Raw genomic sequence first — 23,624 nt, 5'->3', positions numbered from 1 at the left:
CTACCTTACGTGCCATGCGCGACGGACGCGTCGCATAAGTAAAAACATCCATGGCCAAAGTATACAGTTTATTGCCGCAGTCCACAGAGATAATGGATTAAATACTACGTCTTGGTTCAAATATTCCCCACAGAATATAAGAAGTTCCAGTAACACGGTAAAAAAGGCAATCAAGATAGATTGTTGCCAAAGCGCCATGTTACGGATCACCAAGAAATTCAAGGCCACTAAGTAGATAATGATCGACATCATCATCCCTCGGATACCGAGCGTCGAGCCAATCAATATGTCCCACAGCAAACCTAAGATCAAAGCGGTACCGACGTTAACACGGTGAGGCAATGCCAACACCCAGTAACAGGCCACTAGAAACAGCCACGACGGACGCAGCAAATCGAGCACGCCTGGCCATGGAATAGTTTGTAAGACTAGCGCGACAAAGAAGCTGACGCCGATGACCATTCGGCTTCTAAATACACTATTGGCCATCGGTTACCTCTTGCTCTGAACCTTCTTCGACATTGGATTGCAGTACTTTGTGTTGACGGTCTTCATTCGGCCAAATCAACAACAAGTAGCGCAGACGATCAAACTCAACCACAGGCTCCGCTTTGATCGATGCAAACTCTTGACGAGTGTCATGATCGACATTCGTGACGGTTGCGACTGGGTAGCCTTCAGGGTAAATACCACCGAGACCCGACGTCACTAGCAAATCGCCCACTTGAATATCAGTACTGGTTGGGATGTGTTCCAGCTGGATTTCATCCACTTCACCGTTACCGGAAGCGATCACGCGAATATCGTTACGAATCACTTGAACAGGAATCGCGTTTTTCGCGTCTGTTAGCAACAATACGCGTGCGTTGTGCGCTGCAACAAACGTTACCTGACCAACGATACCTTTCTCGTTAATAACAGGCTGACCAACGTAAACACCATCAATACGACCTTTATCAATCACCACTTGGTGACGATACGGAGAGGTATCTACAGCCATCACTTCAGTGACGACTTTCTTTTCGTCACGGACGAATGAAGAGCCGAGCAGTTTACGCAGGCGTTGGTTTTCTTCTTTATATTGGTCGAGCAAGATCAGCTCGCTCTTCAGGCGAAGCACTTCTCGCTTCAAACTGCGATTGCCTTCAATCAGTGCCTGACGAGTGTTTAAACTCTCGAACATTCCATCGAACATGCTACGAGGCAAATTAGCTGCGTATTGAATTGGCGCAACCATACTGTTCAATAGATATCGGACGTTGGAAAACGTATCTAGACGGTTATCAGCCAGCATCAAGCTCGCCGACACGATGACAGCAAAAAACAGACGCAATTGCAGAGATGGGCCTCTGCCAAAAATCGGTTTCATCTTGCTTTTAACCTGATTGCTACCATGATTATTGAGCCTTACTTGGCAACCAGAGAATCTGACATGAAGAGATTCTAGGTATGGAGCAGATTGAAATTACAGAGAGCGGAAATGAAGGTGAAGCCCATGTGGACTCCACCCCACATTTTATTCTTCAGAGAATAGATCGCCACCGTGCATGTCGATCATTTCTAGAGCTTTACCGCCGCCACGAGCCACACACGTTAGTGGGTCTTCAGCGATAACAACTGGAATGCCAGTTTCTTCCATTAGTAGACGGTCTAGGTCTTTAAGTAGTGCACCACCACCTGTTAGTACCATACCGTTTTCAGAGATATCAGACGCTAGCTCTGGTGGACATTGCTCAAGAGCAACCATCACTGCAGATACGATGCCTGAAAGTGGCTCTTGCAGTGCTTCTAGGATTTCGTTTGAGTTCAGGCTAAAGCTGCGTGGCACACCTTCTGCAAGGTTACGACCGCGAACTTCGATCTCTTGAACTTCATCACCAGGGTAAGCAGAACCGATTTCGTGTTTGATCTTTTCAGCTGTTGCTTCACCGATCAAGCTGCCGTAGTTACGACGTACGTAGTTGATCACAGCTTCATCAAAGCGGTCACCACCGATACGTACAGAAGAAGAGTAAACCACACCGTTTAGTGAGATAACCGCAACTTCCGTTGTACCACCACCGATATCGACCACCATTGAACCTGTTGGCTCAGATACGCGAAGGCCAGCACCGATTGCCGCCGCCATTGGCTCGTCAATTAGGTAAACTTCACGCGCGCCAGCACCTAGTGCAGATTCACGAATCGCACGACGCTCAACTTGAGTAGAACCACAAGGAACACAAACTAGTACGCGAGGGCTTGGCTTAAGGATGCTGTTGTCGTGCACTTGCTTAATGAAGTGCTGAAGCATTTTTTCTGTTACGTAGAAGTCAGCGATAACGCCGTCTTTCATTGGACGGATTGCTGAGATGTTGCCCGGCGTACGACCAAGCATCTGTTTTGCCGCATGGCCTACAGCAGCAACGCTTTTTGCAGAACCTACACGATCTTGGCGAATAGCAACTACAGAAGGTTCATCAAGGACGATGCCCTGTCCTTTTACGTAAATTAGAGTGTTGGCAGTACCTAAATCGATAGATAGGTCGTTAGAAAACATGCCACGAAGTTTTTTAAACATATTCTTCGCTCATCCTGCAAAAATTTAGAAGACAAAAATTGTCCTAAATGTACCAATGCCTCGCTGTCACAGCAAGGCATTGGTACACAAACATGAGCAGAAAGCCTCAATTTCTTGCAGTTTCCTTACTTAACGCAAGAAACCGAAGTTTGTTATTGTCCGGTTAACCCCGGTTCACCCCGATAAATCACGCGGTCATTACCGCGGTGAATACCAAACGTGACGACTGATGATGGGTTTTCTTCTGAGCCATCTTTATCCCAGTCGTATTTGAGCCAAGGGAGCGAATTGCCACCACCTTCAAGATTAAGCCATACGCGAGTTTGCTGGCGATACGGCTCTGCTTCTTTTGCTGTTACAGAACGAGAATGACCAGAAGCGACCTCTCCACCAGCTCCTAACGTGACTGCTTTTGGATTAGCACCTTCACCGGTTGGCCAAATATGCGCTTCAGCAGCCGTCACACCTTTAACATTTGTTTGGCTATCATCGGAGTTTGTAATAAAGCGACTTCCATCCCAGTACTCCACTCGGAGTGGTACGCGCAATTCCTTGCCTTGATTACCCCCGACATCGTCTAGGTCAACACGACCGAAACGAATGTCTGGTTGTTTCCGTAGCTGCTTCACACCAATACTCACACCAGCTTTGTCTAATGATGATGAAGATAAATCAATAGAAATAGAGGTATCTGATGAATTCTCTAAGTAGTTTAATGGGCCGTCAGGTTCAGTAACTACTTTATTCCACACCAGTCCGCTCGCGCTATACTTCCCTACGCTTTGCCCTGAAACATAAGGCCCTTTACTTTCGTTCAACCAGTTACCTTTGTATGAGGACGACGCATTAAATCTACTAACAGTGGCAGAATTATTCTCGTACAAGTTGAATTTCGCGTGATGAACTTCATCAAAATACGCATAGTTACGTAACGCACCGCCTCCTTTGGACAATGCTTCTACGTAAAACTGTTTTAACCCAAAAGGCTGCCCCATATACGTAAATGTTTGGCTATTTGGATAATCCCATATGTTGTTGTACGAAGTTGTTTGATCGCTACTGTAAACATTGAATTTGCCAGGGTAGAAGCGCCCAACATTGAGCGTTGCATCTGTAATTTTGAATGCATCACTGCCTAGATACGACGAATACGAATCAACATTACCCGCAGACGGAGCAGATACGACAAACTTAAATACTCCAACATCACTCACTGATTGCTTGAATGACACACTCCCTTCGCTCCATTCGGCATCATCAGGCAGCATATCAACTAGTAGGGTTGCATCAACGACACTTCCTTTATCTAGTTTATCTGGTTCAGGATAAACTAGCGTATTGGTAATTTTGACGTCAGGTTCTCGATAATTCTTAGCCTCAGCACCGCCATCCTGATAAGCCTTAACAAACATGGTGAACTCTTCCCCTGCGGGGATATAACCATCACAACCAGAAGAGCAATCACCTCCACCACTGACACTCAAGCCCAACTTAGCAGGAAAACTAACAAATGTTCGATAACTCTCAGCTTGCGTTTTGTTGGTTTCAGCTAGGACTCGAGCAGAAACTTTTAGCCGTCCTACTTCAGGGTATTCAACATTAAATACAGCTTTGCCAGTTGTGCTAAAAAACACGTTAGGAATTGTTACCCAATAATTAGGTTTAGTCATAGAGATCGCCTGTTCAAACTGACTATTTTTTCCTTTAAAGCTTACCTTAAGAGCAGGTGTGTAACTCGGTTTACTTGGCTCATCATAATCGAACTTCATTTGAATATTTCTAAATAAACCTTGTGATGGAATTTGCGATGAACTTGACTCACAAAGCATTAGATTTGGATGATAATTTGCACTTGGACTCTTTAATTTGTACTGAGCTTGTAAATCGCCAGAGTTATTAAAGAAAGGTAGTCCAGATATTTTATCTGGGATCGACAACGTGATTGAGCTTGCAAAACTGATCAAACAGCTAGGGTCAAAATCATCTTCACCAAATAATTTACATTTAACTGGTTCTATATTAGGGGAGATAATTGATGTACGAGCAATGCCAAGCTTGGCTTGTTCCGCTCCCTCTGAGCGCACTTGTAAATTAGCACTATGTGTAAATATCAACGTATTGTTTAGAAGTGGCTCACCTTGAGAGTTTAACCACTGAGCGTCATGCATATCAGATAAGGTAACCTCTAACTCCTTAGGATTTGTCATCCCTTTAGGAGGATACGTCTCATCACATTCAGAGGTCATGCAAGCTGTAAGAGTTACACTTTGAGCATCGCAAACATTTCCGCTTCCATCGTAAGTGAAGCGAAAATGATCGATCTGAGGCTCTTTATTGAATCGATCTGCACATATATTAACATTGTCAACTTCATGAATGTTGGTGCTAGCCCCAGTCCCCGAAGTAATTGAAACCAAGAAGTCTTTCGGTAATTGTGGCTGACCAAACCCATCCGCGATATTGAATGGCTCTATCAAGCTTTCCCAAGCAGAACCATTAATACTGCGCTCGATGGAAACCCAAACTCCACTGTTTCTTCCCACAATATCTTTCCGAGTATCTACAGTGACTCTAAATTTGTGCTTATCATTCGGAGATCTTCCGCCTCTTTCATCCAGCGGACCGACCTCTGTATTATTCTTAATGAACTTATAGCCACCAAACCACTCTTTGGTATCTGAGCCATTCATTATTTTTTGATAACCAGCCCCACGAATGGTAACAGAATGCGGCTTTCTGCCTGGACGCGTTGCAGAGTCATCAAAACTACCTTCGTTAGAAAAGTTACCGTACTCATCAATACCAAACGCAACCCACCCGCCAGCAAAGCCCTCCATTCCTGGTTTGACACCATAGCCCAGAGGCCCACCTAGAGCACCTGGAGAAGGAGGAACATTTGCGTCAGACAGAACAATAGCGATACCATCACCACCGGTTCGCGTGCTGCTATGTCGTGCATAGTGGTCGAATGTCACTTGAACAACATTATCCTCAGATGGAATAGTTACTTTGAATGCTGAAGCCGTAGATTGATCGTTTTGGTTTGTGGATACGATAAAGCGACCAGAATCGACATAGGGAACCGTGCTCTTTCCCCGCCCCATAACAGTCCAATTGCTCAGTGGTTTTTCAGCCTCGAAGTTCTCAACCAAACACTCGACTGGCTCTGGAATAATAATTTCTGGAACCATATCAGGACAAACATCTTCTAGGACGTCTAACGGGCAATTACCTATGGCTTGCGAGTTATCACAGTTAGGTTCATCTGCACCACAATAGATTTTTGCATTATGAAAATCATATGAATGACCAATTACAGAACCACATACACTTGAGTTCTTTACCGTTGCTTTTTGAAATGCTTGAATTGCATTTTTGTAGGTATAAATACCTAACTTTTGATTTTCCTTGGAATTGTCGAGTTTAACTTCTGAACCTATGGAAGTAACTTGACCGCATACCAAGGACTTTTTGATTTCAACTTGATGTTGCGCAATAAGGTTCCCGTAAACGGAGTTGCCGGCTCCCGCCTCTTCAAGCTTTATTTCTTCGCCGAGGCTTTGGATGTTTCCAACAACCTTAGTGCCCTTTAAAACCACTTCGTGCAATGCTTCAATGTCACCGTAAACTTGATTATTCGAGTTTTCTGTTTTTACGGCTCCGCCTTTACTTGTTACATCACCACGGACGACAGTATGCTTCAATACAACGTCCTCATGAGCAACGACATCACCTTCGATAATATTACTGTTTACCTCTGTCTTTACCTGTCCAGCGACACTACTAACCCCACCTTTTACAGTAACTTTTGAGAGAACAATATCCTTCGCTCCCCAAATATTACCTTCAATAATATTAGTATTACCTTTAATCTCTACACTATCAGTAAGGCTAGTAACATTTCCGGTCACATTTGTACTTTCAAGGTATATTTTGCCGTGAGACGAGTAGATGAAACCATTTATATCGTTTCTGTCTTTTAGCTCAACACTTCCATAAGCTTCAATATTGCCAAATAATCGAACTTGATTATTACCTTTCACATCACTGTTTTTGGCAAGAATGTTAATAGGACGGAGAGAACTACCAATTACATTTTTTCCTTTGAATTCGACATCACCATAAACTAGGATATTTATTGGTCGATCGGAAGAAATTGACTGCCATTTACGAAGGTATAACCCGTTCGAGCAAACATAATCATTATAACTCTCATAATGACCACCACACAGGTTCCCTCTCGATTTCATCGCTCCCTTACTAATTGACCAATATGGTGTCATATCAAAAGTTTCAGCAGAAAAGCTCTTGAGAGAAAACAAACCAAAAAATAAAGCAGAAATTATTTTTCTTTTCATTATTCTAATCCTTAATCCATATCTCTTGTCTGCGTTCAACCAAGCTCAATCCAGAACCACACTGGACTGCAGCTTCGATTCGATAAAATGTTTGACTATCCAACTTTTTATCGCCCCCGTCACACACAAGCGAAACTAATCGACAGCTTCCGTAATCAATGCTCTCTGAGCTTGGCGCTTTACCATTGACTTTATTACTGCAATTACTTCCCACATCTGGGTTTTCATTGTTAAGTGGGTATATTTCAGTGAGAGCCCACTCTGTTGAAGATTGAGCGTAAAACCATGCTTGTGTCCCTAAAAACTCACGAGTCATTGAGTTTTGATTGGACCAGTTAGTCTTTGTAAGCGTCGCTCCTAGATACCCCATCACAATAATCACGAACAAGCATACAATGAGCACATTTCCGCTGTTTTTCTGTTTATGGGACATTTAACACCTGCACATCTTGTTGGTAGGTACTAACTTCACTATTTTGTTCAAAAGCAAATTTGAGATAGACAATCCCACCTGTCTGTAAACTCACATTCGTGTAATCAAATTGACTTTCATCTGCCACGATATTTTCAACAACAGTGCCATTGCGAGTTAAGCGGTTACTACGCACACCTGTTTTGACAATGCAGTATTCAACTTTGGTTGCTAACTGGTATAGATAAATACGATGAGCGATCGAGTCACTAGGTAAAGGCGTCGTTAAGCTATAACGATAAAAGTCGGCATTACCATTGCCATCATTACCATTTAAAGAAAGGTCACTATTAATTAAGTGATTACTCACCGCGCCTGATATCAAATCGTCATAGCGTGTAGGGTTAATGACAAAGCGTATCTCCTCGGAAGCTTTTAATGTATTTCCTGGAACGTTTTCCCCAGTGATAAAAAGCAGATCGTTGCTGGTTGGTTCTTGAAAGTAATAACCGGAATTTAAAGTTGGAACAAACGACAGGCAGGATTCGTCAACCGTGTTTGTCATTGCAAAACTATTGGGAACGGCGTGTCTAATTTCACGCGCCATTTTTTCTAGCACAAATTGAGCTTGGGTCTGAATTCTTTGTCTTGAACTCGCATCAACATACCCTTTCATCCCAACTTGAACATAACCTGCAATCCCCAGCATGATGATGCTACCAATAACAATGGTCAGCACGAGCTCTATGAGAGTGAAGCCTCTTTGACTCATTAATAATTACCTCTGTAACCAACCAATGAAATCGCTAACGCGGAACCAGCAAATATATCTAGCTTCACTTGCTTCATTTTAGGGACACTTCCTTCGAGCTCTGTCGTTTTTACCGCAACCTCTACACGAAAATTGATATAACTACTGTCTGCACTATTACCGACAACATCTGAGAGTTGGTATTTTTCGCTACTTGACGGACAACTATTCTGAGTATTTTCGGTGTACCAACAACCAATATAATCATCAACGTCATTAAAAGCAGAGGGCGAAGTCTCTCCATCTCTTCCAAGAGGCAAGCAAGCGTCTGCCCCGCTTTCGCCGCAGCGGAGCATGCCACCATTGTCATCATAATAATGGTCAAAATTGCGGGCCAAAATTTGCGACATCATACTATGCCCTAAAGCAATGGCTCGACTTTGATAATGGGAGGTGGAAGCATCTTTAATTTGTGGTATCAATGCTGTCGAAAACATCACCATTGCGATTCCCATCAAGACGATCGCAATAATCATCTCAATAAGCGTCATTCCTCGAAGCGTTTTTTTGCCTTTCATCGTCATGAGCAGCCACCTTTACTTACGTAGCCTTGCTCATTAATTGTGACCGTACAGGTTTGAGAGCTATTGTTTTCGCTAATAGAGATAGTGACCGAAGGAGGGGTCGGGTTTCCTAGCAGATCAAACTGAACCTCTCGGACAGGAGAAAAAGTAACACTGCTGTCTTCGACCCAATCACTACGACTACTAGACTGAGATGAGCAAGAGGCTTTTGAGCCGATACAATTGGTTGCTATGGATAGAATAAAATCGTTATTTCCTACCGCACTACTGACATTAGATTGCATGCGATTCACCTGGACTTGGCGAACAACAGAAATGACTTGATCTTGAATTGCGACAGCAGAAATTCCAGTGCGCATAAATCGACTGGACGCGTAAAGCGATAATATTGAAAGGATGACGATGACCATGATCAGCTCAATGAGAGTAAACCCTGATATCGTTGAGCGCGACTTCATACTGAGGAACCTTCGGCTTACAACAAGCGATTAAATTATAAGCAAAAAAGCATGGTAATTTTGGATTAAAATCACACTTCTTTTACGTAGCAAACAAGATTGCTCTAGGTTAGTTTTTCGATCTATCGATTTCTTCTTCAATCCGATCGTAAGTTTCTTTGTTGCTTAGCGTTTCAGAAACGTGCTCAGCGGTTTGCTTAGTTTGCTCCCACTTCGCTTCGTAAGTTTCTGGCTCAAAGCTGATAAATCTTGGTAATACCACATAACCGATCACCCCCAAGATAATCAGCACAACTACAAACTCAATTGCACTAAGACCCGATGATTTGTGCATATGAACTATTCCAAGATTAATCAAAATAAAGAGATAAAGGCCAGACTAGCTGGCCTTTCAAAACTCAAGAATTAACAGTCATCATTTGCAATAACTGTTTTAGCTGCTGAAGCTGCTGTTTTACCTGTAGCTTGGATGTAACCAACGTAACAACCTTTATTTGTAGCTGTGCCCGTTGGATCGAAAACCCAATCATCTCCTGCCTCTTTGCCTTTAAAGGTATATACTTTTTTGTCGCTGCTTACAGTAATTTCATCCCAGTCATCAGCAAGTCCCATTACAGCATTTTCCAAGCCATCCTGAGTAGGGTAACCGTACGCTAGGTCAATACCTTCAACTGACTTACCACTAGCTTCACCTTCAACACCTTCAACAGCTGCTTTACCATATGTAATACCTGCAGCACCATCAATTGCACCTTTCAAGCCTTGTAGTGAAGCTAATCGAGCATCATCTTGCAGGTTAAGGAAACGTGGTGCTGCAGTTACCGCTAGAATACCTAGGATTACAATTACCACTACCAATTCGATAAGGGTGAAACCACCTTGTCTTTTCATTGTTTACTCTCTCTATGTAAGCATGCAGAGTGACTGCAAAGTTTATCGGTCATGCGACCATTTTGGATAATGTCAAAACGGTGTGGCATCTCAGCGATAAACCAATGTTTATCCATTGAGCCCTTTTTCTACCGCTTGAGCAGAATGACGATTCGCCATTATTAAGTTAAAGCCGTGCAAAAAAGATGTCCCATGTTTGGTTTACTTTTTATTACAACCTTTTGCTTATGGTAATGTTTGCATTATACCGACTTTCATTCCCATTTATAGTACTTAAGTGTCAAAAAATTCACTCCGTCGACATTTCGACGTCTATTTTCAGGTAATTAGCGTCTGATATAACAACAACTCTCTGTCCATTTTCATAAGTATAGTTACATGTATAACTATTACTTTTAATTGCTCCACGAATTTCTAACAACTCGCTCGCCATAATTTTACGTTGCGGGTAGTGGACTGTCAGCCAATAGTCACAATCGAGTGCACCGCTTGTTTTGAAAGGTGACACCAAGCCCCCTTCCGTCATATTGAGCTCAAAACCATCCATTAACAGCAACTTAGGCTCCCCATGAACGAGCCATGCTTGGTGGTATCGTTGCACGCTATCTTGCATCCAAACCTTGGCAAGTTTCGCACCTGTTTCTTGCGCTTCTTGCTCTATCGGTTTCAACTTTTGCATAAATGCTGCCAACACAATAATACCGACGACACCTGCTAGAATCAGTGTCGCTCGACTTTGATTTTCGACCACGCCGTTAGCCGCCTTTGATGATGTCCAGCATCCCCCACATTGGCAGGAAGATACCAAGAGCCAACACCATAACCATGCCAGCTACAATGACCAAAAGTAACGGTTCTATTCGCGCAGTTAGGGTTTTCAAATCGTAATCGACTTCACGGTCATAGAAGTCCGAAACTTCCAATAACAATTCATCGATACGACCCGTTTCTTCACCAACCGCAATCATCTGAATAACCAGAGGCGTAAAAATCTTACTGTTGATTGCCGTAACTGAAATGGTACTCCCCGCCTCAATGGCCGCTTTCATTTCTAGAATTCGGTTCTCTAAGAACTTATTACCTAACGCTTCACCAGATAAAGCTAATGATTGGTTGAGCGGCACACCGGACTTCAACATCAATGAAAATGTTCGTGAGAATCGTGATAGCTGTGCTCGGTTAACAATGTCACCAACAATAGGCAGCCTTAAACGCAGTTTGTCGAACTTCTCTCGACCATCAGCGGTTGCGACCCAAGATCTAAAAATAACAAACGCACCAATGATCGCGGCGATCAGTAAGCCCCAATAATTCACAAAGAAGTTCGACGTCGCGATCAGGATTCTGGTAGGCAGCGGTAACTCAACACCAAAGCGCGTAAACATGGACGCAAACTCAGGGATTACCAAAATGTTCAAAATAAACATCGCGATGGTGATAAATACAATCACAAAAGTTGGGTAGCGCATTGCGGCTTTGATGCGCTTGCGGGTCTCTAACTCTTGTTCGTAGTAGTTTGCTAGCTGTAGCAAGGCCTGGTCTAGACGCCCCGTGTTTTCACCCACGTTAATCATCGAAACGAACAACGGGCTAAACACTTTGGTATGCGGTTGCATCGCGGAGGAAAGGCCGCGACCGTTACTCAACTCAGCTACCACATCTTCTAAAGCTTCTTTGAGCTGTTTGTTCTCACAGTTTTGCAGCAGACCACGCATGGAGCGCAACAATGGCACGCCCGCTTTGGTCAAACTAAATAGCTGACGTGAGAACAAGATAATCACTTCAAGCGGAATCGCAGGCACAAGTAACTTGGATAAGCTGACTTTGCTTTTAACCGCTTCTTTTTCTAATCGCAGGTTTAGAGGAATGATCCCCTTATTCATCAATGCTTCCGCTGCCGCTTCGGAATTCACCGCATCGACTTTACCACTAGTTGATGAGCCGTCTAAGCTGCGGCCTTGATAACGAAAAGTTGGCATTCACTTACCTACATGAAAATTGGGTCGGTTTTACCAGAAGCATCCCCTTCGCCCAGGGTCATGACTTCGTCCAAACTCACAGTGCCTTGCAGCGCAAGTTCCATCGCAGAAGCCAATAGCGGCTTGTAGTTTTCTGAGCGGCGTGCTGCTTGAGCAAAGCCCACGGCATCATTCGCGCGTAGCTTGTCCATCATTTCATGTTCAAGCTCAAGCATCTCAAACACACCAACTCGGCCGCGATAACCTGTCAGGTTACAGTTTTGGCAACCAGCACCTTTATGGAAAGTTTGCCCTACTTGATTAGGGAAGCGCCCAGCAAGCCACTGCTGACGAGCCTCATCGAGCACGTCGGTGGTTTTACAATCTGGGCAGACACGACGAACAAGACGCTGAGCCACAACCGCACGAACAGCACTTGCTACCAAATAGCCAGGAGCCCCCATATCAATCATTCGCAGCGCGCTGTCTACGGCATCGTTGGTGTGTAAGGTACTTAATACCAAGTGACCAGTCAGTGCAGCACGAAGGCCAATTTCAACCGTTTCTTGGTCACGCATCTCACCAATAAGGATGATGTCTGGGTCTTGACGTAGGAAGGTACGTAGCACGCGAGAAAACGTTAGATCAATCTTGCTGTTGATCTGAACCTGTGTAATACGCGGTAAGCGGTACTCCACCGGATCTTCTGCGGTGATGATCTTTTTACCCGGTTCGTTTAATTCACTCAACGCACCGTAAAGCGTGGTGGTTTTACCGGAGCCTGTTGGACCAGTAACTAAGATCATTCCGTGTGGGCGAGAAAGCTGACGACGAAGACGAGCGAGTAGCTCAGGTGGCAAACCGGAATCTTCAAGTTTACGCAAACCAGAAGATTGGTTTAGCAAACGCATTACTACTGATTCACCGTATTGCGTCGGCAGCGTCGACATACGAATATCGATCGATTGACCACGAACTTTGATATTAAATCGACCATCTTGAGGTAAGCGCTTTTCAGAGATATCGAGATGCGCCATCAGCTTCAAACGCAATACTAGCGCAGAGGCAATGTTCACCTCGTTTAGAAGCGTCTCATGAAGTACGCCATCGACACGTTGACGCAAACGCAGCACTTTATCATCGGGCTCGATATGAATATCCGACGCGCCAACTTGCACCGCATCTTCAAACATGGAGTTAACCAGTTTAACAACGGTAACTTCTTCGCTATCACCTTCATCAATGCCGTAATCGAAACCTTCAACGTCTTGGTGCTCTGCTTGAAGCTGTTCTGCAAACGAAGCTATTTCTTTGGTTCTACGGTAATAACGGTCAAAACTATCTACTAACTGGCGTTCTGGTGCAATGATGAACTCTAAGTCGTATTGACCAAGAAGGTTCATCAACGACTCTTGAATAAACAAGTCCGCCGGATCACTCATCGCAACACGTAATGTGTCACCATTACGAGCCACAACCATGGCACGTAAACGGCGTGCGTGCACTTCTGGAAGAATTTGCACCGCATCGGCATCAACAGGAGCGCGACTCAAATCAATTAAGGGCAAGCTCAACTGTTGGGACAAGAACTCAAGCATCTGCTTTTCACTGATAAAACCAAGATCAATCAGCGCATCACCCAGCTTTTGACCAGTACTGTGCTGAGCATTCAGCGCCTGTTGAACTTGATCTTCAGAAACAATACCTTCTTCAATTAACAGATCGCCTAAGCGTTTTCTCAACTGAATTTTCATTGCGCACTCTCCAGTCGTTTTAGGATATTCAAGCGATCACGAATAAATGCCTGAGATTGATTTGAAATACCGACTTTGCCAAGTGCTTGCTTATAAGAAGCGATCGCCGGAGTGAAAGCTAATGCTCGCTCTTGTTGAATGGCTAAACCAAGCCACCAGCGCGCATTTTCAGGCTCACGCTGAGTCAATAACTGGTAGCTTTCCAGTGCAATTTCATTTTGCTTTTGCTTTTGGGCCAACGCGGCACGCATGGCTAAATATTCGCGACTCGGGGCTGGCGGTAAATGCACGAGTGGGCTCAACGCCGCTTCAGCTTGATCCGCTTTCATCAACAGTTTTGATAGCGCAAGACGTAGGCTTTGGTTATTGGTGTCTAGAGTGATACCCGACTGCAAGATCTCATAAGCTTTGCGCGTATCCCCTTTTCCAAAGTACAGCGCCGCTAACTTCTGACGAGCCTCTAAATTCGTTGGCTGATAGCGAAGTGCTTCATCGAATGCAGACAAAGCCGTCTTCATATCATTTGCATCCATGGCTTTATCTGCACGTGCTAATGCTTTTTCTGCTAACTGCTGGTGCGTAAGTTCAACTTGCTCAATGCGCATTGAGCTATCTTGTGACACATTCGACGAGGTATTTACATTCTGATTCACGCTCGCCAACAACATCGGTTGTTCTACTGATTGGTTCACTTCTGCTTTAGCAGTGAACTGGTCTACTTGCGGAGTGGACTTCGCCACAGGCAACTCAACCGTCACCTTTGGTTTCTCAATTCTTTGCGTGTACACCACATTATCTAACTGAGGCGTCACTTTGCTGGTCGGTGAGTGATTCACTGCCATGATTGGTGAGTTATCAACACTGACGGTATTCATTGAAATGTTCGATGAAGATGTAATGTCTTCCATCGGTGCCGGACCTTGAGAGACTGCCCAACCTCCAACAGCAAGGCTCAATGAGAAGCCACCCACTAGCCACAGCCACGGTTTGCTTCGTGTGATACTTGGAATCTCTGCTTTCGTTAGTGCAGAAGGTGATTCTTTTTCAGCAAGTTCTGATAATGCTTTATTGATGGCACTCAAGGCTGGCTCCATCCCCAAAATTTGGGAGTTTTAAACTTAGGCTTACGCGCATCAAAGGTGTCATGCATTGCAACGTAAACGTGTTGATTCTTTAATAAGGTGCAACGGTCATTAAACGCCGTAAGCAAGGCTTTATGACTGATTTGGTTGATCAATCTCGGGATACCCATCGCCGAACGCCAAATGGCTTTTTTCTGCTCAATCGAGAAGATATGCGCACCATTTCCTGCTTTGTCTAAACGGTTGTTGATATAGGCGACGCCCTCTTCAATCGAGAGAGGACGAAGCTGGCAACTAAACGTAATTCGCTGACGGAACTGTCTTAACTCATGAGTGCCAAGTCGCTCATCCAATTCAGGCTGACCAAACAAGACCAGTTGAATCAGCTTGTCTTGTTCCGTTTCCAAATTGCCGAATAAGCGCAGCGTTTCGAGAGCTTCAGATGACAGTGCTTGTGCTTCATCGACAATCAGTACGGTCTTTTTACCTAGCGCATGAATTTGAATTAAACGTTCTTGAATCAAAGAAACGACTTTAAGCGGATCGCTATCTTCAATACCTAACTCACGAGCGACTGCAAACTGTAACTGCTCGCCATTTAGAGCGGGGTTAGGTAAGTAAACAAGCTCAACTTCAGATTCGATTTGCTCGATTAACTTACGACAAACCATGGTTTTGCCCGTGCCAACCTCTCCGGTAACCTTAATCACCCCTTCACCCATTTTGACCGCAGCCATAATGGTTTGAATGGCCTCGTAGTGAGGCACTAACCCCAGAAACATTTCTGTATTAGGGGTCAGTGAGAAAGGTTGAACTCGAAATCCAAAATGCGACAAGTACATAGTCGAATCACAAAACCACGTTTAACGACAGTTCTAACGCCGATTACTCAGCGTCAGGGAACCACTCTTGCAACAAGTCACGTGAACGCTCTAGCTCTTTCTGCCATGTGTTCACGCCTACAACTGTTGGCTTAAGCAGAATAACCAGTTCTGTCTTTTGCGATATGTTATTGATGTTACGGAATAAGTTACCAAGTCCTGGTACATCACCGAGGAAAGGCACCTTTGAGACTTGCTCTAGGTTTTGTTGCTTCATCAAGCCACCAATCACCACTACGTCACCATCTTTAGCACGGATCACAGAGTCAGACTCACGAATTGAGCTTTTCGCCAGCGGTAATTGAATATTTTGGAATTCACCGCCAAGGTTTAAATTCTTGACCTCTTCTTCGACTTCAATGACGGCAGGGTGAACGTGTAGAAACACATTGCCTTTATTGTCGATTTGCGGAGTAACATCTAGGGAGATACCAGAGAAGAAAGGTGTCAACTCAACTTCAGGAACGGCATTGGAGTTCTCACCGTTACCTGCGTTGCTTGAAAGCTCAGTGACAAAGTACTCATCAGTACCCACTTTGATCACTGACTTTTGGTTGTTTGCTGCGGTAATACGTGGGCTAGAAAGCACGTTCAAATCGCCTTGCGTTGCCATAAAACTCAACACAGCATCAAAATTGCCATCAGAGATAGTCACATTCGTTTGCCCACCAAGTAGTGAACCGATCGTATCTAGTCCTGGTAATAATGGGATATCAGAGCCATCACCAGGAGAGCCGCCACCAGGGTATGGACGACCGATAGAGATGCTTCCCGAATTACCGATAGAGGCAGATAGATTCGACCAGTTGATACCTTGTTGGTAACCATCACTCAATGTCACTTCCAAGATTTTTGCTTCTAGAATAACTTGGCGCTGCATACGCTCTTGCGATACACCAAGGAACTCACGAACTTCGCGGATTTCATCAGGGAAAGCACGTACTGTGATAACACCAGCTTGTGGGGTCACAACAACGCTTTGGCCTTTACCTGAGCCAATTAGGTTAGCCACCGCTTGCTGTAGCATTGGCCAGAAATCGCTTTCAGTGATGGTTTCAATACGAGTGCCGCCCGTTGAGGTTGTTGAGCTATCACCGTTGTTGTTATTTGAATCTGAAGAATCAGAATCGTCAGAGCTACCGCCAGAACTTGATGTACCCGCCGAGGTCACAGAGCCGGTTACGATACTTGTTAGTGAGCGACCAGAACGTTTGAACTGAAGGTAATCCACAGGAATCGTAACGGTACGCATACCAGCTGGGTAGATTTGAATTACCTTACCCGACTTCACGACGTCATAGCCGTACATGTTTTGCACAACATTCAACACTTCATCCAGCGTCACATCAGAAAGGTTTACGGTAATATTCCCTTGTACCGCAGGGTGGATCGCCACGCTGTATTCGGTGCCTTTAACCAAAGAAGCAAAAAAGCTACGCGCCTCAACCGCGTTGGCTTGGATTCTAAAACGCTTCAATGTTCCTTGTTGAGACGACATGTTGGCGTCTAGGTTTGGCATTAGATCGGCTTCCACTGAAGAAGGAATGTCTTCTAGGGCACGACTGTTTGCTTCATTGATAGATTCATTCAGTGCTTGCTTCACTTCTACTGGATCGCGGTGACCCATAGAACAACCCATTAAGGAAGCAATCACAATTCCTACAACTAATTTGCGCATATCTGATCAGGCTCTGATTATTATTTTTTTACGTTTAAACCAAAAAGCTCTAGTTTCCACTGACGGTTACCACGCTTTAAAGTTACAAATTCACTGTTGATGCTAGCTACTCGGTAGCCATTAAGTTTTGCCCCAGGCTCAACAATACGGTCGTTCAAAATCGCAACACAGGGCGTGTTTGGCTTGCAAACAATGCTATTAAGGGTTGGCAGACGATATTGTTTCGCTTTTGGCTTTGCTTGCTCGGTAGCTGGTTTCGTCCAGCCCAGCGGCGCAGTTGGATCTTGGTTCGCCCAACAGCTACCTGCAATAGAAACAAGTGCCAATGAGATAATGAGTTTCTTAACCACCAATAAACTCCTCTCGTGAACCTAGGGTGTAGACTTCCAATACAAGTTTTGCTTTTGGATAATCTTCGACTTTGTAGCTGAAGCTTCGCCAGTAATAACTTGCAGGCAAGCTTTCAAGTTTTGTTAGGTAATTAGCAATTGCAAAGTAGTCACCGGTAAGTTCCATACGAACTGGGTGCACGTAGTAACCTGAGTATTGCGACGCTTCTTTATCTTCTGTTATCGGCTCCGCAGGCAATGTCTGAAGTGACAATAGGTGAATACCGCTTTGCTGCTCCAATACACTTTCTAACAAGCTCGCCATTTGAGAAGGCGTAATCAAGTGTTCAATAATTTCAGAAAGCTGCATCGATAGGTGCTGACTTTCGGTTAGCAATTGAGAAATAGCCTGATCAATCTCAGCGTTCGGATCTTTCTTTAATTGCGCTTGGATGCGTAAGATCTCGATTTCAGTCTGTTGATTGGTCTGTTTTAAGTTACGTAGCTGTTTATCATTGCTGGTAACTTCATTCAGTTTCGGTTCTAACACCAAGGTAAACAGCAGCATCACGACAGTGACAAGACCACACAAGGCGATCAATACCTTTTCTCGTGCGCTCATCTCATCGAAGCGCTCTTCTAACGAGGACCAGAATTCGTTCATTTCTCTTTGTCTCCACGCGTCTTCAATTCAAAGGTCACAATGTTGTCTTCGTTACGACCAATCTTTACATCATCAAAAGTACGCCCAACAAGGCTTATTTCATTCTTAAATTGACTCACCCAGTTTGGAACTGCGCTTGGCGAACGAGCCAAGCCTTTGAGATCTAAAGTCGTATTGTCGATACGAATTTCAGACAAAGAAATGTTATTGCTGCCAAGTTTGGCAAGAGATTGCATCACGCCGGAGTAACCAGTGCGTTGGGAATCGTCATATTTGCCGACCGCTTTCAGTGAGTCACGTTTTGCTTTCACCTCACGCTCTAAACGTGCTTTCGCCGCCAACTTGTTGGTATCCGGCTGGTGTTTACGCAACTTAGCTTGCTGGCGTGTCAGCTCTGATTTCATGATATCGCCACGACTTTTAACAATCGCGATTTCATCCTCAACGCCTTGGCTCTGCCAAGTGACATAACCGTAAGACAAGAAAATCAGCGCGGCAGCGACACCCCAAGAGATAGCGACGTTTTTTAACGTAAGTAGGTTCTTCTTCGGCTTTAGAAAATCAGGGTAAAGATTGACACGTCGAGCACTTGATGTTGCTAATGCAGTATCCGCCAATACATGACCTGATAGCTCGTGCTCTTCTGCAAGCAATGGCGAAACTTTGGTACTTAAACGGTAGTTAAGCGACTCCACCAACTCTTTTTCATCTTCATCATCACAACAGACCTTAAGCTGATGCAATTGAACATGGCGCAGTTGAGAAGAGAGGTAATCTATCGAACGCTGCAGTTCCAGTGACAAACTGTCCATTTGTAAGTCACTTGAAGGTACGCCTGTTAATGGTGGCGTCACACTGCGAATGGAACGATGAAATGCAATGGTGTGCTCAACGAATGCGCTAATACGGAAGTGACCGCGCGCACTGCGTTGTAGAAGTAGGAAGTTGCCTAGCTCACCAGAGGTATCCCCCCAGATATCATCCTCAGGAATAATTGCTTCAAGCGTTAATTGAACTCTGTTTGCAAGCAGTACGATCTTGTCGAGGATTTTGCGCGAAAGCACATAAGCTTGAACTTTATTTGAGTTAGGTAACTCTGCGGCATCGGCAATAATGTCGATAGCACGTTCAGAAATAAGTTCTTTTAACAGAAACGGCAACGCCGACGGCCACTCATTGCGCGGCATCGCAGGCTTGTCGATCTGATACATCTGGTAATAGTTGTGAGAAAGCACAACTGCCAACGAGTCGTAGGAACTGGCAGCAACACTGAGTGCTTGCTCACAAGCTCGTTCCCAATTTGATTCTGTGATCTCAAATTTAGATGGTCGACTGCTTTTCGTTGGTGATGATAAATAAACTGCGTCTGGCTGAATGACCAAAAAGCACGTGCGGCCACCAACCGATGACCGCTTGAGCTTATCGAGTACTGCTTTAAAATCCATGATTATTATCTTTATTTTTTTCGCCAGCGATTTCTGCGTCCCAATTTTACTTGAGATTCAGATTGAGAAATGACCGTTGGTTTGGATCTAGGTAGATACTGCTCTGCTGGAGAGAAATAACGTCCCTGCCCGCCATGAACCCCTAATTCATTCAGGGTGTTCAATTCGTGCTTATTCTCAATTCCCACTGCTATTATTTTTGTTTTACTGTTTGCGGCCGCACCCAACATACTGCGAACAAACAGCTGGTTCTCATGTCTCTGATCGATTTTTGTTACCAAGCTGCGATGAAGCTTAAGGTAACGAATGTCTACTTCTTTTAAATAATGGGTGCTAACGATCGTGCGTCCCGCTTGCCCAATCATGACGTGACATTCTAAACCGGCCAGCATTTTAGCGACTGGTCGCATAAAGTCTAAGTGTCTTACAAATTGTGCTTCCACAAACTCAAAAATGAGACACTTTCTTTGCTCACGTGACAACTGTAAGAGTTCATCACGGAACCATTTGAAGTATTCTCGATGGCCAAAAGGCACAACATGCAGATTAACGACATAACACTTGGAACTATCAAAGCTATGTTTAAAATCTTTTAAGAATTTATGAACAACAGCACGATCCATTTGTGCTTCATAGCCAACTTGTCGAACAGCAGAAATAAAGCGAGACGCTTTAACAATGCCATTTTCCGGATCGCGAATCCGACATGTTAACTCTTCATGTAATGGTTTTTTATGCGCCACATCACTTATTGAATAGGCCGATTGTGCGTAGAGTATCACATTTTCAGATGTGAGTGCTGAGTCAAATAGCGTACGCCATCTCACACTACCGCGAGCTTCTTCGTCGTGGTTCCACTTCTTAAAACGACTCCAGTTGTTATTATTCTGTAACTGAGCACTACGCAATGCGGTTTCAGCTTCATCAATGATTTGGCTATGACGTTCGCCCTCTTTGTACATGGTGATACCGATATGACACCAGTTGTCAGAATCGAGAGGGTAAGGCGGATGAAGCTTTTCTAATTGGCGAATACATTGAGACGCCAAGTTTGCGACATCTTTTGCCGCTTGATGAGGTAAGAACAGGGCAAAATCAGCATTGTAGTAGCGTGAGAACACAACATCGGGATAACGCTGAACCAAGTTTGAAAGCAAACTGCCCACTTCAACAATAAACTCATCACAAGTTTGTTTATCTTGCTCTTCTTCAACAGACTTCCAATCTTGGATACGAATCAGCATCACTGAACCACGAGCACCACTTTCCAACAAAGCAGATTCAAGCTTGCTATCAAACAGCACACGATTTGCAGTACCAGTGAGCTTATCAAGAAAGGTTTGAGTACGAATAAAGGTATCAAAGCGGCTACGCTCTTGGCGCGCATCTTGAAGCTCTTCGATCAATACATCTAGCGCTTCACTGGCTGTATATGGCCATTCTCGCTCATCACCTTTGGCGTACTGTTCGACTCGCCCAGCGAGGATCATGCGTCCACGTTCTTCAAGCATTTCCGATCCCGCGAGTTGCTCTTTGAGCCATTTAACACCACGCATTAAACAGAAAATGATCAAAATGACCGCTAGCGTGATCGACCAAAGTGCTTGCATCGAATAGCCGTAGCCTAAATACGGAGGAATGGCTTTGAAGTAGATGGTGTAATCTTGGTTATGATTGAGCTGATACTCGTGCTCAAACAAAACGGAATTATCCATCTTATGGGAAGTATCTTTGAAGCGATAAACCACAGCATTGTTGGTTGAGAGCGTCATTTCAACAATGTTGCTTGCTTGCAGCATCTTTGGCATCCAACGTTGCATCGAATACGCTGCGTCAGGATCCTCCATCTCTTTATCAACAACTTCTACGATCCCTTCCAAATAATGGTTGAGATACTCTTGTCCTAGTCGTTTGAAAGAGAGGGTGCCACCGACAAACAAGATAAACATTGCGCAAATAACGATCATGGTGACAAAGGCCACCAGCCGCGTGCTTAGCTTAAGAGTTGGGGTATACCTCATGAATACCAAATTCCTTTTCTATTCATCATATACCTTGTTGAAATATTTATACTTGATAAGCGTTCAGTAAACAATCGCATTCGTGTGAATGTGAGAAGCTGAGGCGGAAAGAAACAAAACATCATTCGATATTTGAGCGTTACTGTCTTTTAATTACAAATTGAAATGATTGAGCCGACGATATAGGCGCGAAGATAATAAAAAAGCCGCGAAATTCGCGGCCTTTTAAACTCAATACTGAATCGACTCAGAACGGGATATCGTCGTCGAAGTCCATTGGTGGCTCGTTGTATTGCTGCTGTGGTTGCTGCGGAGCCTGTTGCTGTTGCTGCTGCTGAGGAGCATTGTATTGCTGCTGCTGAGCTGGCTGTTGAGGCTGACCCCAACCACCTTGTTGTTGCTGTTGTGGCTGACCACCGCCCATAGGTGCGCCACCTTGAGCACGACCACCAAGCATTTGCATTACGCCATTGAAGCCTTGAACAACAACTTCTGTTGAGTAACGGTCTTGACCACTTTGGTCTTGCCATTTACGAGTTTGAAGCTGGCCTTCAACGTAAACTTGAGAACCTTTACGTAGGTACTCACCTGCTACTTCAGCAAGTTTGCCGAATAACACAACACGGTGCCATTCTGTTTTCTCACGCTGTTCGCCAGTCCCTTTGTCACGCCATGACTCAGAAGTTGCAATTGTGATGTTTGCTACTGCACCGCCATTAGGCATGTAACGAATTTCAGGGTCGTTACCTAGATTCCCCACCAAAATAACTTTGTTAATTCCACGGCTGGCCATGATGTGCTCCGTTTCACTCTGGATCTATATAAAATTTTAGCGCATAAGAATACACGCTTTGATGTTTTGATTAAAGCCTAATCCCCATTGTCTTCTGTGACAACAGTTGGTGGAATCGAAATCTCACTTCAACCTCTAGGCGTAGCATTTTTGATTCGTTTTGCAGACATCGTTTCGCGAACCTTTGAATCTCAACGCATTTCTCCTCCCTTCCTATAGCTCTGAGTGATGATTGATGCCAACGTATCCGCGTTTTCGAACTCAAGAAACTTTACTCAAGGAGATTAGGGCGCGTGAAAAAATCGGCTTATGCGAGAAAACTTTTTCTGATCAGCATGGAAGATGGTGCAGCGAAAAAGGTCGAAGCTCTGGAAAAATACACTGACATCAACATCCCTGTCATTTCGACTCAAGCTTTGATGGAAGCCAACCCGAAACACCGCAATAAAATCTTGTTGATCGACTTTAGTGAACACAAAGAACTGGTTCAATCGATCAAAAATCTGCCGTTGATCTGGAAAAATTTTGAAACCGTGGTGTTCAATGTGCCAAAGCGTTTGACTACGGATGAATTACTGACATTTGGGCAATTGAAAGGCATTTTCTACCAAGATAGTTCTTTAGAACAAATTGGGGAGGGTTTAAAAGAGATCGTAAACGGTCAGAACTGGTTACCTCGCAATGTGACTAGCCAACTCCTGCATTATTATCGCAATGTCATCAGTACCCACACAGCGCCAGCCACCGTCGATTTGACCATTCGTGAGCTGCAAGTCTTACGCTGCCTTCAAGCGGGGGCATCGAACAATCAAATGGCGGAAGAGTTGTTCGTTAGTGAGTTCACCATCAAGTCACACCTGTATCAAATTTTTAAGAAGCTCTCAGTAAAAAACCGCGTACAAGCCATTGCTTGGGCTGACCAAAATCTGATGTCATAAAACTAGATGCGCGGCACATTTTCACAAAGACATTAGTTGCTCATGCTTCTTTAAGCTCCGATTCTCA

General features: G+C 44.3%; 22 protein-coding genes. 1 reads left to right on the top strand and 21 read right to left on the bottom strand.

Annotated features, from left to right (window positions below; translation table 11 throughout):
* From mreD to A9237_RS10210, 21 genes are all read right to left on the bottom strand, one after another.
* The gene (mreD, locus tag A9237_RS10310) at window positions 1-489 is read right to left on the bottom strand and encodes a rod shape-determining protein MreD (RefSeq protein ID WP_020195896.1); all 489 of its coding nucleotides are present in this window, start codon (window positions 487-489) and stop codon (window positions 1-3) included.
* The gene (gene mreC / locus A9237_RS10305; RefSeq protein ID WP_009707647.1) at window positions 479-1,369 is read right to left on the bottom strand and encodes a rod shape-determining protein MreC; all 891 of its coding nucleotides are present in this window, start codon (window positions 1,367-1,369) and stop codon (window positions 479-481) included. Before mreC ends, mreD begins: the two co-directional genes overlap by 11 nt.
* A 147-nt stretch (window positions 1,370-1,516) precedes the next feature.
* On the bottom strand, window positions 1,517-2,560 hold the full coding sequence (locus A9237_RS10300) for a rod shape-determining protein (protein ID WP_005381144.1): 1,044 nt from the start codon (window positions 2,558-2,560) through the stop codon (window positions 1,517-1,519).
* 152 nt (window positions 2,561-2,712) lie between these two features.
* Window positions 2,713-6,918 carry a DUF6701 domain-containing protein gene (locus tag A9237_RS10295; protein ID WP_237358390.1) on the bottom strand — a complete coding sequence of 1,402 codons (4,206 nt, stop codon included), beginning with the start codon at window positions 6,916-6,918 and terminating at the stop codon, window positions 2,713-2,715.
* Between the two features lie 4 nt (window positions 6,919-6,922).
* Window positions 6,923-7,351, bottom strand: a complete 429-nt coding sequence (locus A9237_RS10290; RefSeq protein WP_025501889.1) for an MSHA biogenesis protein MshP — start codon at window positions 7,349-7,351, stop codon at window positions 6,923-6,925.
* Window positions 7,341-8,102 carry a PilW family protein gene (locus A9237_RS10285; RefSeq protein WP_078608133.1) on the bottom strand — a complete coding sequence of 254 codons (762 nt, stop codon included), beginning with the start codon at window positions 8,100-8,102 and terminating at the stop codon, window positions 7,341-7,343. Before A9237_RS10285 ends, A9237_RS10290 begins: the two co-directional genes overlap by 11 nt.
* Window positions 8,102-8,665, bottom strand: a complete 564-nt coding sequence (locus A9237_RS10280) for a type IV pilus modification PilV family protein (RefSeq protein WP_078608132.1) — start codon at window positions 8,663-8,665, stop codon at window positions 8,102-8,104. Before A9237_RS10280 ends, A9237_RS10285 begins: the two co-directional genes overlap by 1 nt.
* The gene (locus A9237_RS10275) at window positions 8,662-9,123 is read right to left on the bottom strand and encodes a type II secretion system protein (RefSeq protein WP_078608131.1); all 462 of its coding nucleotides are present in this window, start codon (window positions 9,121-9,123) and stop codon (window positions 8,662-8,664) included. Before A9237_RS10275 ends, A9237_RS10280 begins: the two co-directional genes overlap by 4 nt.
* Before the next feature lie 109 nt (window positions 9,124-9,232).
* Window positions 9,233-9,457: a type II secretion system protein gene (locus tag A9237_RS10270; protein WP_078608130.1), complete on the bottom strand. Its 225-nt coding sequence runs from the start codon at window positions 9,455-9,457 to the stop codon at window positions 9,233-9,235.
* A gap of 71 nt (window positions 9,458-9,528) precedes the next feature.
* On the bottom strand, window positions 9,529-10,014 hold the full coding sequence (locus A9237_RS10265) for a type II secretion system protein (RefSeq protein ID WP_078608129.1): 486 nt from the start codon (window positions 10,012-10,014) through the stop codon (window positions 9,529-9,531).
* A 289-nt stretch (window positions 10,015-10,303) separates the two neighbouring features.
* On the bottom strand, window positions 10,304-10,765 hold the full coding sequence (locus tag A9237_RS10260) for an MSHA biogenesis protein MshF (RefSeq protein WP_078608128.1): 462 nt from the start codon (window positions 10,763-10,765) through the stop codon (window positions 10,304-10,306).
* A gap of 4 nt (window positions 10,766-10,769) precedes the next feature.
* Entirely contained in the window at window positions 10,770-11,993 is a 1,224-nt protein-coding gene (locus tag A9237_RS10255) for a type II secretion system F family protein (protein ID WP_078608127.1), read from the bottom strand.
* Between the two features lie 8 nt (window positions 11,994-12,001).
* A complete protein-coding gene (locus A9237_RS10250) occupies window positions 12,002-13,726 on the bottom strand; it encodes a GspE/PulE family protein (protein ID WP_045482398.1) in 1,725 nt (574 codons plus the stop codon).
* Window positions 13,723-14,820, bottom strand: coding sequence for a tetratricopeptide repeat protein (locus A9237_RS10245; protein ID WP_078608126.1), 1,098 nt, complete (start codon window positions 14,818-14,820; stop codon window positions 13,723-13,725). The genes A9237_RS10250 and A9237_RS10245 overlap by 4 nt, the downstream gene beginning before the upstream one ends.
* On the bottom strand, window positions 14,805-15,650 hold the full coding sequence (locus tag A9237_RS10240; RefSeq protein ID WP_078608125.1) for an ExeA family protein: 846 nt from the start codon (window positions 15,648-15,650) through the stop codon (window positions 14,805-14,807). Before A9237_RS10240 ends, A9237_RS10245 begins: the two co-directional genes overlap by 16 nt.
* A gap of 43 nt (window positions 15,651-15,693) precedes the next feature.
* Window positions 15,694-17,367 (bottom strand): pilus (MSHA type) biogenesis protein MshL, encoded by a 1,674-nt coding sequence (gene mshL, locus A9237_RS10235; protein WP_078608124.1) that lies wholly within the window; start codon window positions 17,365-17,367, stop codon window positions 15,694-15,696.
* Window positions 17,368-17,387: 20 nt separating this feature from the next.
* Window positions 17,388-17,717, bottom strand: coding sequence for a hypothetical protein (locus tag A9237_RS10230; protein WP_009707662.1), 330 nt, complete (start codon window positions 17,715-17,717; stop codon window positions 17,388-17,390).
* Entirely contained in the window at window positions 17,710-18,360 is a 651-nt protein-coding gene (gene gspM / locus A9237_RS10225) for a type II secretion system protein GspM (RefSeq protein WP_009707663.1), read from the bottom strand. Before gspM ends, A9237_RS10230 begins: the two co-directional genes overlap by 8 nt.
* Complete coding sequence (locus A9237_RS10220; protein ID WP_041060962.1) at window positions 18,357-19,805, bottom strand: MSHA biogenesis protein MshI; 1,449 nt, start codon at window positions 19,803-19,805, stop codon at window positions 18,357-18,359. Before A9237_RS10220 ends, gspM begins: the two co-directional genes overlap by 4 nt.
* 11 nt (window positions 19,806-19,816) lie before the next feature.
* A complete protein-coding gene (gene csrD / locus A9237_RS10215; protein ID WP_078608123.1) occupies window positions 19,817-21,826 on the bottom strand; it encodes an RNase E specificity factor CsrD in 2,010 nt (669 codons plus the stop codon).
* A gap of 247 nt (window positions 21,827-22,073) precedes the next feature.
* Window positions 22,074-22,619 carry a single-stranded DNA-binding protein gene (locus tag A9237_RS10210; RefSeq protein ID WP_078608122.1) on the bottom strand — a complete coding sequence of 182 codons (546 nt, stop codon included), beginning with the start codon at window positions 22,617-22,619 and terminating at the stop codon, window positions 22,074-22,076.
* 293 nt (window positions 22,620-22,912) lie between these two features.
* On the opposite strand from A9237_RS10210, the gene A9237_RS10205 reads away from it, so the two are divergent.
* Entirely contained in the window at window positions 22,913-23,557 is a 645-nt protein-coding gene (locus A9237_RS10205) for a LuxR C-terminal-related transcriptional regulator (RefSeq protein ID WP_009707667.1), read from the top strand.
* Window positions 23,558-23,624 lie beyond the last annotated feature (67 nt).

The sequence above is a fragment of the Vibrio owensii genome (assembly GCF_002021755.1).
Taxonomy (GTDB): Bacteria; Pseudomonadota; Gammaproteobacteria; order Enterobacterales; family Vibrionaceae; genus Vibrio; species Vibrio owensii.
This window is presented reverse-complemented; position numbering and strand designations above follow the sequence as displayed.